Origin of the sequence: Nostoc sp. 'Peltigera membranacea cyanobiont' 213, from assembly GCF_002245975.1 — a bacterium.
In the GTDB taxonomy this organism is placed as follows: domain Bacteria; phylum Cyanobacteriota; class Cyanobacteriia; order Cyanobacteriales; family Nostocaceae; genus Nostoc.
Window position 1 is genome coordinate 1 of sequence record NZ_NOLI01000073.1, and the last position, 13,857, is coordinate 13,857.

Genomic DNA, 13,857 nt, shown 5'->3' on the forward strand with positions numbered 1-13,857 from the left:
CCGCAAGCGAGGAGGGGGTTGGGGGTGGGGTTCTTGTACCTCACTCAACTGAGAACCGCTATAGTATTCTTCGATTAAGTAAATTGGCGCGAAAAACTCAAATACATTAGCTAAATGTAAGCAGGCTTAAAGCCCCTACTAATGACCAATGACAAAGGACAGCTTGCGCCAGTTAGTTTTAATTACGCCAACCTGCTTACAGTATGAGTTAACGTCAATAACAAGATTCCCAACTTCTTAGAGAAGTTGGGAACCTGAGCTTTTATATTACTAGATTGTAAACCCGCTTATCGATCGGTTGAATCATCAATCATTTCTGGCGTTAAAGCTGGGTTACTCTTACGTTCTTCTGGTGATTGCTCCCGAATAACATCGTCTATTCTTGCAGGGTGTTTGATTTTGTCGAGTACCTCTGGACTTAGTTCCAATGGTTCGCCTTCTGGATTAGATTTTTCAGCTTGACTAGGAACTGTTTCCTTATTCATCATTATTTCCCCAAACTTATACACCAAGCTTAAGTTGTTCTGTGGTGAGCTACACACTATCTTGAGACTTAATTTCACGCGACAGTAGGTAAGAAAGACGTAAGTGTAGCTGTCGGAGACATCGCCCCTCAGCAAAAATCAATCCCTAAACTAAATAGCATTTACCACAAAAAACGTAAGTATTCAGTATTCTCAGTTTCACAAACCATAAATAGTCACAGCCAGTAGCCAAAACATGAAATTGCGATCGCTAATTTAGCCAAGCCAACGATTAATTCTCCCATAACTGCGATCGCTTCGTTATTCGATAGAAAAAACTGAGTATTTCTAACAAGCAAAATCTATTTAAATTACTTTTTAAAAAAAACTTTACGTTTCTCAATAAACTTTAAGAAATCTTGTAATTGAGTTAAGAATCAATTAAGAGAAATTGCTTTGTAAAGGTTAATTGATATTCCTTGTCAAATTGCTGGTGAAGTTAGAGACTAAGAATACAACACACGCAATTATTTTATGACTGCTATTTCTAACATTGAATTCAAACGACCAATTTGGCAAACTGCTATTATATTGACTTTGGGCTTTTGGCTCAGTGCTAGTCTAGTTTTAGACTGGGTAATTATGCCTAGCCTTTATCTTTCCGGTATGATGAGCCAAGCTGGTTTTACGACAGCAGGCTATACGATTTTTTGGAACTTCAATCGGATGGAATTATTATCTGCTGCTGTAGTATTAACTGGGGCATTAGCTTTGGGTAAAATCCAATATCACTGGCGGATTCGCAGTATTATTTTATCTGGGCTGCTGCTAACTATCGCTGTGCTTGACACCTATTTCTTAACTCCGCAAATGTGCGCCATCGGAGTTCAACTCAATCTATTTGAAGCTGCTGCTGCTATTCCATCGACAATGAATTTACTACACGGCAGTTATTGGGTACTAGAAGTAGTTAAGTTGGTTGCTGGTGGTACACTTTTAAACTGGTGCTGGCGGGAACAAGTTTAAGTAGATGGAGAACTATAACGGTGAGAATGTCCACTTCTAAATCTCACACTAAAGACGCAAAGAAATTCTTTGCGTCTTTTTGCTACATAGCTTAATCAATGCAATGTTTACGACAAGCTAGGCCCATGCGGATAATTTTGTATTGATATTTGTGATTTTTAAAACTTGAGATTCTTCGGGTAAATTGCTATCATAAAATGATTCATTCATTTATAAGTGTAATTAAATCACCAGACAAAATTATCTTTTACTGTACATTTTTAGCCTTCCCGGATGTTAGAGAAAAGAAATACTGAAAGATAATATTAGTTAGCTTTCATCTTTACTTCACTGATTTATCATGAAGTTTATATATTGCTGCTAACTTTTTTTGAAAATTATAGTAATCTGAATTTTAGTGAGTGCGTTACTTGTTATCTACCATTTAGCTAAAAATAGCTATTTTGCAGGTATGTACTACCAATCAAGAACTTCGCTGTAAATTCTTGAATTTGTCACTCCAAATTGACAGAGTGACTATTTAGCCCCACACAACATTAAAACCCGTTTCCAGTACTTATGAAGAGATTCCCTTCTGCTGAACTGGTCGCCTGTGCATCTCACCACACACCATTATGGCGGCAATTATCAGCTAACTCATCCTTGGTCGGAGATTTATCATTCTTGTTGTGCAAGTAATAATTTTGCTTAATCCCAACACTCAGAGCTGCTCTACACCCACAAACCTAAGTAAGACATTAAGCTTTTGGAATGCTTAGTTTTTAATAATACTTTTCTCTTGATGAAGTTTACCTCAAGCATAAACCTCTAGCAAAAGTAGCTGATAACTTTCGTCACGGATATAAAAGCGGCAGGAAGTTAATCCTTAAAAGCCTTTGTGGATAAGTCTTTTCATCCACATCACAAGAGATTTTGGTTGCTCCAGACTTTAGGATAAAGGGCAAAAAAACTTTTGCAACAGAAGCAAAGTATCTACAATTTTAGGCTGTGAAATACGGATAACAATGATGCTTTTGTGACTGATGGGCGAGAGCCAATGGTCTGTTCGTTGCACTTGAGTTACTGTTAGATTGGCTAGATTAGCAAAAGATACAGAAAACCAATCTAATTTTTGAAATACTATATCCTGGCAACCAGTCGGGCCATTTTGCTATTGGGCAATAATGTGGATTGGTTTAATTGTAATTCGTGCTTTCTAGCTTAACAGAGATTGGTTAATTAAGAGTTGGGGGGTGTGGAATCTCTGTACTAAGTCAAATGTGACCGCTATATTTATTTGATAGTGTTTCCAACAAAGTCGCGGTGAATTCCGAAAAGGTAATTCACTAATTTTGCCTGCAAATGTTAATTTTATTCCAGAACTATCTCAATGAAGACACTTCCAATTAGTAGATACAGATTTTTCCAAAAGCTCCAGCCTTTATCTTTGTTGAAAAAAATCACTGGTAAGTCGGTTACTGGTTGTTTGCAGGTGTTTAGCACATCAGGTTCTTGGTCAATATATGTAGATGAGGGTAAGCTCATTTATGCTTGCTATTCAGAGAAAATGTTTGAGCCGCTTTACAGGAATTTGCAACGCTTGAGTCAGCAAATTTCTACTCTCCCTCTTGAAATTCACGAACAATTACGGGCAATATTTGAAACTGGGATTGAAAATCAGGCAATACCGAACCCAGATTATCTGGCTATTTGCTGGTTAGTTAATCAGAGATATATTAGTCCCTCTCAAGCAGCAATACTGATAGAACAGTTGGCACTAGAAGTTCTGGAGTCATTTCTCAACTTAGAAGAGGGGAGTTATGAATTTATTCCTGAAAGCTTTCTGGACGACATGCCAAAATTTTGTCATCTAAATCTCCGTTTACTGGTTGAACGATGTCAAATGCCCCGAAACGAAGTAGCTTATCGTCAGACATCCCCCTCTTCTCAATCGCACCCCTCAGAACTGTTCAAAATAAATGAGTTAAAACCTAAAAACAAAAGTACATCAAACTGGTCTAGAACAAACGGCTATAAACCCTCAGCCTACTCTGTTAATACTAATGAACAGAGGGATCGGCGAATCGTCCAACCCCATGCTGACAAAAAAATATACACAATTTTTTGTATTAATGACAGTCCTACAGTATTGAATGCTATTAAAAGTTATTTAGATGAGCAAACCTTTTCTGTTGTGGGAGTCACCGATTCTCTAAAAGCTTTAATGCAAATTATTCATACAAAACCCGACATAATTTTGTTGGATATTTCAATGCCTAATTTAGATGGATATGAACTCTGTTCTTTGCTGCGTAAACACTCGCATTTTAAAAATACACCTGTGATTATGGTGTCAGAAAAAGTAGGATTTATAGATAGAGCTAAAGCTAAGATGGTTAGAGCCTCTGGCTATTTAACTAAGCCTTTCACACAAGGAGATTTACTAAAAGTAATCTTTAAACATATTATTTAATTTTCTAATATAATAAATAACTCCATTTAATCGATATATATTTTTGCATATTTCAGATTTAGTATTACCTGCATCGCTATTTTTTTCGTTATAGATAATTGTCTGATTGAATTGAAATAATTTTTGTTTTATCAAACTAAAAATAATAATTGTAGTGAGTCGGAACCTATAGCAGTTTCATGCTAAGATTAAAAGCAATTTTATTATTAATATCTTAATAGATTTTTGGAAAAATGAAAGTTGGCGATTTCCCGAAATAAAAACTTTTTAGAACTCGCCCGATCGCTAAAGGTGGACTCTGGCAAGAAAAACAACACATTTACTGTACGCCGTTTTATTACATTGATTACACCTTGGCGGGGTGTTGCGCCTTGCAGTTTTGGGTGAAAGCAGAAGAAAATTATTCGCAGGCATTAGCGGAGTATATTGCATTATGCGATCGCGGGGGTTCTGCCTCCTTTCGAGAATTAGTGCGATCGGCAAATCTTATTTCTCCCTTTGAAGCTGGCGCACTTTCTCAAGTCGTTGAAAAAGTGCGTCAGACTTTGAAAGCTGGCTGATTGACCTCAGAATACTTTACGTACTTCTAGATGGGCAAGAATATCTGAGCGATCGCGAATTTTTTGTTGGCAAACATCTGTAACTGGTCGCTAAGTTGAGTTGCATTGCCGTAACTGGTGAGTGCCGCCCGTACAGGGTTAGAAAATTCAATTGCAGCAACGTATGAATCACCTGCAACAGCTTGGAACTGCCCATTTGCTCCAGGAGCGAAATCGAGTACCCGAAAAATTCCCATGTTGCCATCCCCACCATTACTAGGCAAATCCATATCATCCAACCATATAGATCCTGCTTGCAACTTTTCTTTGTTCAGGTCTCTTTATTGAGAAATAATATCAAAGCTGAAATAGTATTCTTGATTCATTTTAAAAACTTGGGAAAAGTCTACACGATCGTGTAATCTATATATTTATCAAGAAAGATTATCAACTCTCATGCTTAAAAAGCATTGAAAAAACAACTGACCAGTAGAGCATAATATTTTCAAATGACGACAGGAGCATGATAAAAGCGACTACAGTATCACCTAGAGGATTGAAAAAGCCACAAATATCAGCCTTGTTTGGTCTAGTTTTGGGACTATGTATGCTGCTAATTTGCTTAGTTTACAGTGTGACACTAGGTGCAGTAGAAATACCTCTGGACAAGATTTTGACATCTTTTATCGCCTTTGATGGTTCTTACGATGGCTTAGTTATTCAGACCGTGAGATTACCGCGATCGCTAATTGCTATCCTTGTAGGTTCAGCCCTTGCTGTATCGGGAGCATTGATGCAGGGTTTGACTCGAAACCCCTTAGCAGATCCAGGTATTTTAGGTATTGAATCGGGAGCCGCCCTCTTTGTCGTTGTCGCAACTTTCGTTTTTGGTAGCTCATCCTTAAGTATTTACGCCCTTGTCGCCTTTTTGGGTGCGGGAGTGACAGCAGTATTAGTTTACACCCTTGGTTCTCTAGGACGGGGAGGAGCCACTCCACTGAATCTGACGATAGCAGGAGCGGCCTTAACTGCCCTGATTTCTTCCCTCACCACCGCTATCCTGATTCTCAGTCAACAAACACTCGAACAAGTTAGATTTTGGTTAGCTGGTTCATTATCTGGTCGAGATTTTAATTTATTTTTACAAGTACTGCCTTTTGTCGGCATCGGATTAATCATAGCTTTTGCCCTCGGCAGACAAATTACCACTATGAGTTTAGGTGAAGATGTCGCCAAAGGTTTGGGTCAACAGACAGCTTGGATAAAAATATTTACCGCTATCAGTGTAGTCTTATTAGCAGGAAGTTCCGTCGCCCTGGCAGGGCCAATCGGCTTCATTGGTTTAGTCGTTCCCCATATAGTGAAATTTTATATTAAAGCCGATTATCGTTGGATATTACCTCATTGTGCAGTTTTGGGTGCTATTTTGCTCTTGGTTGCAGATATTGCTGCTCGTGTATTGCTCAAACCGCAGGAGTTACCTGTAGGTGTAATGACAGCACTGGTTGGCGCTCCCTTTTTTGTCTATCTGGCTAAATCAAAGGTGAAAAAATGAAGGTTGATTGGCTAGTCATTCGTTCTCCGGCGATATCTTTCCGAATTGACCGACGCGTACCAGTCATACTGTTATGTTTGGCAGTAGGGATTGTAGTGGCGATGGTGATGAATGTAGGGCAGGGTGAATACCCAATCTCACCTTTAAATATCGTCAAAACTCTATTGGGTATAGATACGGGAAACCCAGACCATGCATTCGTGATTGAGGATTTGCGTTTACCCCGTACCCTTGTAGCCTTTATGGTGGGAGTAGCGCTGGCAATTTCTGGCACTATCTTTCAAGGACTGACACGCAATCCTTTGGCAGACCCAGGTATTATCGGTATCAATGCTGGGGCGAGTTTGGCAGCAATTATCGTAATTGTGCTATTGCCATCAGCACCGATTTATACCTTACCTCTATCAGCCTTTGGTGGTGCTTTGCTGATGGCGGTTTTAATTTACTCCCTGGCGTGGAATCAAGGTAGTTCTCCGATTCTATTAATTTTGATGGGTATTGGCTTATCTGCGATCGCAAGTGCCATAACCAGCCTGATGATTACCTATGGAGAAATTAATGATGTTAGCAATGCTTTGGTTTGGTTAGCTGGGAGCGTTTACGGCCGTACCTGGGAGCAAGTCTTTTCTTTATTACCTTGGTTAATTGTTTTCGTACCAATGGCTTTGACACTAGCAAGGCATTTGAATGCTTTAAACTTGGGAGATGATGTCGCCAAAAGTCTAGGTAGTCAGGTGGAATGGCAACGTGGTTTACTCACAGTGGTAGGTGTAGCCCTAGCAGGTGCAGGAGTCGCCACCGCCGGAAATATTGGTTTTATTGGTTTAATTGCACCCCATTTAGGACGACAGTTGGTAGGTGCAACCCATGAAGCCTTGATTCCTACTTCCGCCCTCTTGGGAGGAGTGATTGTTGTCATAGCAGACTTGCTGGGAAGAACACTGTTTACACCTATTGAACTTCCTTGTGGGGTAATAACTGCTGCCATTGGCGCTCCTTATTTTCTTTATTTATTAATTCGTAACCGCAAAAAATAAGGGATTGAAAACTGGGGATTGAAAATATTTTATCAACCCAAAAATCAGATTTTCATAAATCCAAAATCTAAAATCTAAAATGGTTTCACTTATGAAAGGGCTGTCAACTAAAAGTCTATCTTTAGCTTACGATGGGGCTACGATTATCCGTGACCTTAATTTGGCAATACCCCCCGGACAAATTACTGGTTTAGTTGGTGCTAATGGTTCTGGTAAATCAACATTGTTACGAGGCTTGGCTAGATTGCTCAAACCCAGTAGTGGTAAGGTATATCTTGATGGAACGTCCATTTTTAATCTTTCCACCAAAGAAGTAGCGCAGCAGTTAGGTATTTTACCCCAAGGGCCAGTAGCACCAGAAGGTTTAACAGTGCGAGATTTAGTAGCACAAGGACGTTATCCTTATCAAAATTGGTTGCAGCAGTGGTCGGCAAAAGATGAAAAAATCGTACAGCAGGCACTAGAAATTACAGATTTGTTGAAATTGGCAGATAGAGCATTAGATACTTTATCTGGTGGACAACGACAAAGAGCTTGGATTGCAATGGCGCTGGCGCAAGATACAGATATTTTACTTTTAGATGAACCGACTACTTTTTTAGATTTAGCGCACCAAATAGAAATTTTGGATTTGTTGTATGAGTTGAACCAAACTCAAGGACGAACAATTGTAATGGTGCTACATGATTTAAACCAAGCGTGTCGTTATGCTGATTACTTAATAGCAGTCAAAGATGGTCGAATTTTTGCTGCTGGGGAACCAAAGTTAGTGATGACTCAAGAAATGGTTCAAGAAGTTTTTAGATTGGAGTGTCAGATTATTCTCGATCCTGTTGTGGGGACACCAATGTGTTTACCTATAGGACGCAAGGGAAAGGAAAATAATAAACAAATTTACTTAAATTCCTGATGTAATTTCTGCTAAAACAAAACGGTGTAAATCCAGCTTCGCTCATATTGTACTAAAGATATAGGAATTCGGTTTGATTTCTGAAAATATCCGTAGGATGTGTTAACGACAGCGTAACGCATCGAACCCTTGATAATAGTGCGTTACGAACTCCGTTCTAACACAACGCCAGTTGCTACAACGGAGGGAACCTCCCTTCGGGTTCACCAGTCGCCTACGGCGGGAAACCCGCCTACAGCGCTGGATTCACCGCAACGCACTGGCTCCTCTACAATACCTAATTTCGTTCAAAAATCAAATAGTAATCCTATATCGCTCTCATCAATAATCTAACTAACTACAAACAATAAACAGTCGTGACAATCACATCAAAATCTTCCATAGCGCCTAATAAACCTAGCAATTCAGCCCATCCTTTACAACGCGTGCTTAACTATGGAAGACGCTATCGCCAACAAATTTGGCAAGCAACATCATTTTCAATCATTAATACGATATTAGATTTAGCACCACCGTGGTTGATTGGTGCTGCGGTAGATATTCTCGTCAAGAAGGAAGATTCTCTAATTGGAAAATGGGGAATTAAAGATACATTTTCGCAATTTTTGTTGCTTTCATCGATCGCTGTCATTATTTGGATATTTGAATCGCTTTCTCAGTATGCTTACGATCGGCTGTGGCGTAATTTAGCCCAAGATATTCAGAATGATTTACGCTTGGATACTTACAATCACGTACAAGAATTAGATTCAGCTTACTTTGAAGAAAGTAGTACTGGGGGCTTGATGTCAATACTGAATGACGACATCAACCAGTTAGAAGATTTTTTAAATTTCGGAGCCAATGACATTATCCAGATTAGTACCTCGATCCTCATTTTAACTGTTGGTGCTTTCTGGGTTTTACCTCCCTCCATTACTTTAGTAGTAATGCTACCAATGCCATTTATTGTTTGGGGTTCTTTCACTTATCAAAAACGTCTAGAAGCTCGTTATGCTGATGTGCGGGATAAAGTAGGTTTTCTAAACTCCCGACTAGCAAATAATCTCAGTGGAATTAACACAATTAAGAGTTTCACTGCTGAAGCTTATGAAAGTGCTAGATTGGCAAGCGACAGCGAAGCATATAGAAAAAGTAATACCAAAGCAATTAAACTTTCGGCTGCATTTATTCCCATAATTAGAATGCTAGTTTTAATTGGGTTCACAGGCTTACTATTTTGGGGAGGTATGGCAACATCTGCTGGCACAATATCTATTGGTAATTACAGTGTCTTACTCGTTTTAGTGCAGAGGCTATTGTGGCCATTAGTCTCATTAGGAGAAATCTTTGACAAATATCAAAGGTCAATGGCTTCTGTCAATCGGGTTATGAATTTGTTGAATGCTCCCATCAATATTATTAGAGGGGATATATCTTTACATACTTCTCAGGTACGTGGTGAAATTGACTTCAAGCAAGTTACTTTTGCTTATCAAGATAGAGAACCAGTAATTAAGAAACTATCTTTACATATTCCCCAAAGCCAAACTATTGCTATTGTTGGTTCTACAGGTTCTGGTAAAAGCACTTTAGTTAAATTACTATTGCGATTTTATGACATTTCTTCTGGAAAGATTACCATTGATGGCATTGATATCCAAAATTTAAATTTACATGATTTGCGTAGTAGTATTGGCTTGGTAAGTCAGGATGTATTCTTATTTCATGGTACTATTGCTGAGAATATTGCCTACGGTACTTTTGATGCTAAAGATGAACAAATAATTAATGCTGCCAAAATTGCTGAAGCCCATGATTTTATTATGCGACTCCCTCAAAAATATGAGACGATAGTTGGAGAACGGGGTCAAAAATTATCTGGTGGACAAAGGCAAAGAATTGCGATCGCTAGGGCTGTGGTAAAAAATCCACCTATATTAGTTTTAGATGAAGCTACATCAGCAGTGGATAATGAAACCGAAGCGGCAATTCAGCGTTCTTTAGAAAGGATTATTGTTAATCGAACAACCATAGCTATCGCTCATCGCCTTTCTACTATTCGTAATGCTAATTGCATTTATGTAATGGAATATGGCGAGTTAGTTGAGTCGGGAACCCATGAAGAATTGTTAGAGAAGAACGGAATTTATGCTAATTTGTGGCGCGTGCAATCGGGGGTAAAATAAAAGCGACAGGGTTAAATTTGAGGTGACAAAATCTTGAAACCCATTTGAACTTTGATAACTGGCGTTTAAGCGATAGAGCAGGGTTTTATCGTCATTCAATGGGCCTGAAAAATCAAAACTGGGCTGATGATAAAATCCCCGGTTTCCTGCCTCAAATGCCAATTTGTAATAAGGTTCACTAAGGGGTTGTTTGGTGATAACGTTGATGATTCCACCAGGTTCTACTGCTCCAAACAGAACTGAGGCAGGCCCTTTCAAAACTTCCACTCGCTCGATTGTTTCAATTCCTGTTATGGCATAGCTATTAACATCATTGCGCTAAATAAGACGAAATAAATAATTGATGGAGTCCTAAGTAGAGCTTATATATATCTTTATTACAGATAAGATTTTAGATATATCTTTATTTGTCATCTATCTAAAGAAGTATATAAACCGATATACTAAAGTTTATATATCAAGAGTGTTTGATACTCAATGTCTATATTTACTCTATTGCTAAAGCTACTTATTCTTGATAGTGTAATTAATGCTAAATAGAAGTTAATCTCAACAAGGCAGAGATTTATCCAACTAAATCACTATTTTCCTCCGATCGCAATGAGAAAGTTGCATCTGAGCTATTATGAATAATTTGTCTCTCTTCCAAAGCAATTGTTCATTTGAGCAAGAGTTTGCAACCAAGGAGAATCCACTTAAATAAAACACTGTTAATTAAATAACCCAAGTTGCTAATTACTCTTTTGGGCAATGTTTTGGGTCACGTAGGTAATAAAATTGCCTCCAGAAAAAAATTAGGAGGGATTATACTAAACAAAATAATTACCATTTATACTATGACTGATAAGCTGTTGTTCGCGTAGCGTCTCGTTGGCGCAGCCTCTTGTAGAGAAGAGAAGGCGATGCCTACGGGTATAAAGACGATATTCGTGTTGTTGGCGATCGCCATTAGACCAATGCCAGAATTTCCGCTTGCTTATCTTTGAACAGAGCCTATAGGGTAAATGGTAAGATATTTCAGACATTTATATACCTTCATTTATGACAAGTGATTGCTAAAAATATGTTCGCCAAGGGAAAAATTCTGTGGTTGAGGCTTTCTCGTCAGATGCTTCGACCTAGGCGTTTGGCTTTCGTTGAAGCTTGTCTGATTGGTTTAGTTTCTGGGCTAGCAGCAGTTCTATTAGGACAGGCTGTAGACTGGGCGGGAGCATGGCGAGTCCATCTTTCTTATCTGTGGCCTGCTTATTTGGTGCTACCAGGCATTGGACTGGTAGGAGGAATTTTAGCTGGTTGGCTCGTAGAGCGCTTTGCACCGGAAGCATCGGGTAGTGGGATGTCGGAAGTGAAAGCAGTATTGGCTCGCGTGCCGATGCCGTTAAATCTACGGATTGCTTTGGTGAAGTTGGTTAGCGCTACACTAGTGCTGGGTTCTGGAATGCCTTTAGGACGAGAAGGGCCGACTGTCCAAATTGGGGCAGCTTTGGCAAATCAACTTAGTAACTGGGTGCCGACTTCACCAGAGCATCGTCGCCAACTGATCGCCGCCGGAGCAGGCGCTGGATTAGCTGCGGCTTTTAATGCACCTATTGCCGGTGTCCTTTTTGTAGTGGAAGAATTACTCCAAGATGTGTCAGGTATCACTCTTGGCACTGCGATTTTGGCTTCTTTCATCGCTTCAGTCATTTCCCGACTCTATGGTAGTCACAGCCTCGATCTGAATCATCTGAATTTAGGATTTTCATCACATACAACTTTCTTCGCTCAGGAAATCCCTTTCTACTTGATTTTGGGAGTGCTGGCTGGGCTACTAGGTATTCTGTTTAATAAAAGTATTCTTGCAAGTCTGGCAATTAATCGGCGTTTACTAAACCTGAGTTTACCCTGGCGAATTGGAATTGTGGGGCTAGTGACTGGTGTTGTAATAGCTCTGTTACCTATAACTTTTCGCAATAATGCTGGGCTGAGAGAAATTTTGCTTGTAGGTAGTGGTGATTGGCTATTTGCAGCGATCGCTTTTTTAGTCCAGTTTATCCTAATTATTTTAACCTACGGCTCAGGTGCGCCAGGGGGTTTGCTGGTTCCTACCTTGGCATTAGGATCTGCCCTTGGTTACTTGGTGGGTGCTACCGAACAGAGTTTGCTGGGAATGAGTGCTGCAACAACCTACGCTCATGTGGGAATGGCTGCGTTTTTTAGCGCTGTCTCTAAGGTACCAATCACAGCAGTTGTCATTGTGTTCGAGATGACGACAGATTTCAATCTGGTGCTACCGTTAATGATTGTATCTGTGATTGCCTATTTAGTAGCGGAAAAAATTGACTCGCGATCGCTCTATGACCTTCTACTAGAGTGGAAAGGGATTCATATTACAAAAGAGCCAAGTACAGAAGGGCTTCTAGCACAAATAAGTGCCGCAGATGTGATGCAGCGACGTGTCGAAACCTTATCTAGCCAGATGAGTACTGATGAAGCAATGCAGGCATTTTCTGATTCTCACCATCGCAACTTCCCAATTTTAGAAAATGGTAAAGTTGTTGGTATTATCACTCAGAAAGATTTAGTTAGTCTTGCCTCGCAACATTTAGGTGGAGATACACCTATTAGTGAGATTATGACACCAGAGCCAGTAACAATAAGTCCCACAGCTACACTGGCCCATGTACTGCATATACTCAATCGTTATCACCTAAGCTGCTTACCTGTTACAGAAGGTCGGAAGCTAATCGGAATTATTACTCGTAGTGATATTATTCGTGTAGAAGCAGAGAAGTTGAGTGGTAATACCCAACAGATAGAATCGAAATCAGTACCTTCTTATGTGATTTACCAAACTCGCGCTCCAGCTACAGGCAAAGGAAGGTTACTATTACCACTTTCACATCCTCAAACAGCCGAGACTTTACTACAAATGGCAGTTGCGATCGCCAAAGAGCGCAATTACGAAATAGAATGTCTCCAAGTGATTATTGTTCCATCTAACCGTATTCCATCTGAAACACCAGTACAAATTACCAAAAGCCTTGAGCTTTTACAAAGGGCAATACTGTTAGGAGAGAAGTGGCGGATTCCCGTTCACACCCAGATCCGAGTTACCCATAATGTCGCTGGGGCAATTTTGGAGAGTGTGAAAGAGCGGCATATTGATTTGGTGCTAATGGGATGGAAAGGCAGTACATCAACTCCTGGTAGAGTTTTCAGCCGAGTGGTAGATACCATAATTCGACAGGCAAGTTGTGATGTTGTCTTGGCTAAATTGCATGATAAAAGAGCTTTTGATCGTTGGTTGCTGCCAATGGCAGGTGGCCCTAACTCCAGCCAAGCAATTAAGCTATTACCTGCTCTTACTTCTTTAAGTACCTCGCCCCAAATCAAGCTCTGTCAGGTTTTCCACCCTACTGGCTCCATTCCTGACACAACATTATTGGAAAAATCTGTCCACTTTCTCCAACGCCGAGTTAAAGGTAAGGTGGTGGCTACTCCAGTCCAGGCAAATTCTGTTTCTGAGGCTGTACTTGAGTGCGCCAAACAAGACAATAGTGATGTGATTGTTCTAGGGGCTAGCCGTGAAAGTCTCTTGCAACAAGCGATTCAAGGAAACATTGCTGAGAATATTTCTCGCAAGAGTAGTTGCACAGTGATTATGGTCAAAACTTAATTACGTAGACGCAGGCCATCCTTATAGGTAGAATCATTGTACAAATGA

At 39.8% G+C, this 13,857-nt stretch carries 13 protein-coding genes and 2 pseudogenes; 10 read left to right on the forward strand and 5 right to left on the reverse strand.

Annotated elements, in window-relative coordinates:
• Positions 1–287: 287 nt before the first annotated feature.
• Positions 288–485 (reverse strand): hypothetical protein, encoded by a 198-nt coding sequence (locus CDG77_RS19595; RefSeq protein ID WP_094331009.1) that lies wholly within the window; start codon positions 483–485, stop codon positions 288–290.
• A gap of 215 nt (positions 486–700) precedes the next feature.
• The gene (locus CDG77_RS38575) at positions 701–823 is read right to left on the reverse strand and encodes a hypothetical protein (RefSeq protein ID WP_258169556.1); all 123 of its coding nucleotides are present in this window, start codon (positions 821–823) and stop codon (positions 701–703) included.
• 175 nt (positions 824–998) lie between these two features.
• On the opposite strand from CDG77_RS38575, the gene CDG77_RS19600 reads away from it, so the two are divergent.
• The 4 genes from CDG77_RS19600 (at position 999) to CDG77_RS37725 (ending at position 4,502) form a co-directional block, all read left to right on the forward strand.
• A complete protein-coding gene (locus CDG77_RS19600) occupies positions 999–1,490 on the forward strand; it encodes a hypothetical protein (protein WP_094331010.1) in 492 nt (163 codons plus the stop codon).
• Positions 1,491–2,859: 1,369 nt separating this feature from the next.
• Positions 2,860–3,942: a response regulator gene (locus tag CDG77_RS19605; RefSeq protein WP_094331011.1), complete on the forward strand. Its 1,083-nt coding sequence runs from the start codon at positions 2,860–2,862 to the stop codon at positions 3,940–3,942.
• Between the two features lie 240 nt (positions 3,943–4,182).
• Positions 4,183–4,329 carry a hypothetical protein gene (locus CDG77_RS37720; protein WP_223269887.1) on the forward strand — a complete coding sequence of 49 codons (147 nt, stop codon included), beginning with the start codon at positions 4,183–4,185 and terminating at the stop codon, positions 4,327–4,329.
• Positions 4,326–4,502 (forward strand): hypothetical protein, encoded by a 177-nt coding sequence (locus CDG77_RS37725; RefSeq protein ID WP_219852044.1) that lies wholly within the window; start codon positions 4,326–4,328, stop codon positions 4,500–4,502. The genes CDG77_RS37720 and CDG77_RS37725 overlap by 4 nt, the downstream gene beginning before the upstream one ends.
• 6 nt (positions 4,503–4,508) lie before the next feature.
• Here the strand turns inward: CDG77_RS37725 and CDG77_RS19615 are convergent.
• Positions 4,509–4,774, reverse strand: a pseudogene (locus tag CDG77_RS19615) (acylase); the annotation flags it as partial.
• 230 nt (positions 4,775–5,004) lie between these two features.
• Here CDG77_RS19615 and CDG77_RS19620 point away from each other — a divergent pair.
• The 5 genes from CDG77_RS19620 (at position 5,005) to CDG77_RS19635 (ending at position 10,151) form a co-directional block, all read left to right on the forward strand.
• Complete coding sequence (locus CDG77_RS19620; RefSeq protein ID WP_094331012.1) at positions 5,005–6,036, forward strand: FecCD family ABC transporter permease; 1,032 nt, start codon at positions 5,005–5,007, stop codon at positions 6,034–6,036.
• Positions 6,033–7,073: a FecCD family ABC transporter permease gene (locus CDG77_RS19625; protein ID WP_094331013.1), complete on the forward strand. Its 1,041-nt coding sequence runs from the start codon at positions 6,033–6,035 to the stop codon at positions 7,071–7,073. Before CDG77_RS19620 ends, CDG77_RS19625 begins: the two co-directional genes overlap by 4 nt.
• Positions 7,074–7,164: 91 nt before the next feature.
• On the forward strand, positions 7,165–7,983 hold the full coding sequence (locus CDG77_RS19630; protein WP_094331014.1) for an ABC transporter ATP-binding protein: 819 nt from the start codon (positions 7,165–7,167) through the stop codon (positions 7,981–7,983).
• 138 nt (positions 7,984–8,121) lie between these two features.
• Positions 8,122–8,316, forward strand: a complete 195-nt coding sequence (locus CDG77_RS35585) for a hypothetical protein (protein WP_143857057.1) — start codon at positions 8,122–8,124, stop codon at positions 8,314–8,316.
• A gap of 23 nt (positions 8,317–8,339) precedes the next feature.
• Positions 8,340–10,151: an ABC transporter ATP-binding protein gene (locus CDG77_RS19635; RefSeq protein ID WP_094331015.1), complete on the forward strand. Its 1,812-nt coding sequence runs from the start codon at positions 8,340–8,342 to the stop codon at positions 10,149–10,151.
• Between the two features lie 12 nt (positions 10,152–10,163).
• On the opposite strand, the pseudogene CDG77_RS19640 reads toward CDG77_RS19635, so the two are convergent.
• A pseudogene (locus CDG77_RS19640) lies at positions 10,164–10,445 on the reverse strand (TonB-dependent receptor plug domain-containing protein); the annotation flags it as partial.
• Between the two features lie 515 nt (positions 10,446–10,960).
• Positions 10,961–11,176 (reverse strand): hypothetical protein, encoded by a 216-nt coding sequence (locus CDG77_RS35590; protein WP_143857058.1) that lies wholly within the window; start codon positions 11,174–11,176, stop codon positions 10,961–10,963.
• 38 nt (positions 11,177–11,214) lie between these two features.
• On the opposite strand from CDG77_RS35590, the gene CDG77_RS19645 reads away from it, so the two are divergent.
• Complete coding sequence (locus CDG77_RS19645; RefSeq protein WP_094331016.1) at positions 11,215–13,809, forward strand: chloride channel protein; 2,595 nt, start codon at positions 11,215–11,217, stop codon at positions 13,807–13,809.
• Positions 13,810–13,857 lie beyond the last annotated feature (48 nt).

Coding starts and splice junctions, on each gene's coding strand:
- CDG77_RS19595 (WP_094331009.1), bottom strand. CDS start 485: ATGAATAAGGAAACAGTTCCTAGTCAAGCTGAAAAATCTAATCCAGAA.
- CDG77_RS19600 (WP_094331010.1), top strand. CDS start 999: ATGACTGCTATTTCTAACATTGAATTCAAACGACCAATTTGGCAAACT.
- CDG77_RS19605 (WP_094331011.1), top strand. CDS start 2,860: ATGAAGACACTTCCAATTAGTAGATACAGATTTTTCCAAAAGCTCCAG.
- CDG77_RS19620 (WP_094331012.1), top strand. CDS start 5,005: ATGATAAAAGCGACTACAGTATCACCTAGAGGATTGAAAAAGCCACAA.
- CDG77_RS19625 (WP_094331013.1), top strand. CDS start 6,033: ATGAAGGTTGATTGGCTAGTCATTCGTTCTCCGGCGATATCTTTCCGA.
- CDG77_RS19630 (WP_094331014.1), top strand. CDS start 7,165: ATGAAAGGGCTGTCAACTAAAAGTCTATCTTTAGCTTACGATGGGGCT.
- CDG77_RS35590 (WP_143857058.1), bottom strand. CDS start 11,176: ATGTCTGAAATATCTTACCATTTACCCTATAGGCTCTGTTCAAAGATA.
- CDG77_RS19645 (WP_094331016.1), top strand. CDS start 11,215: ATGTTCGCCAAGGGAAAAATTCTGTGGTTGAGGCTTTCTCGTCAGATG.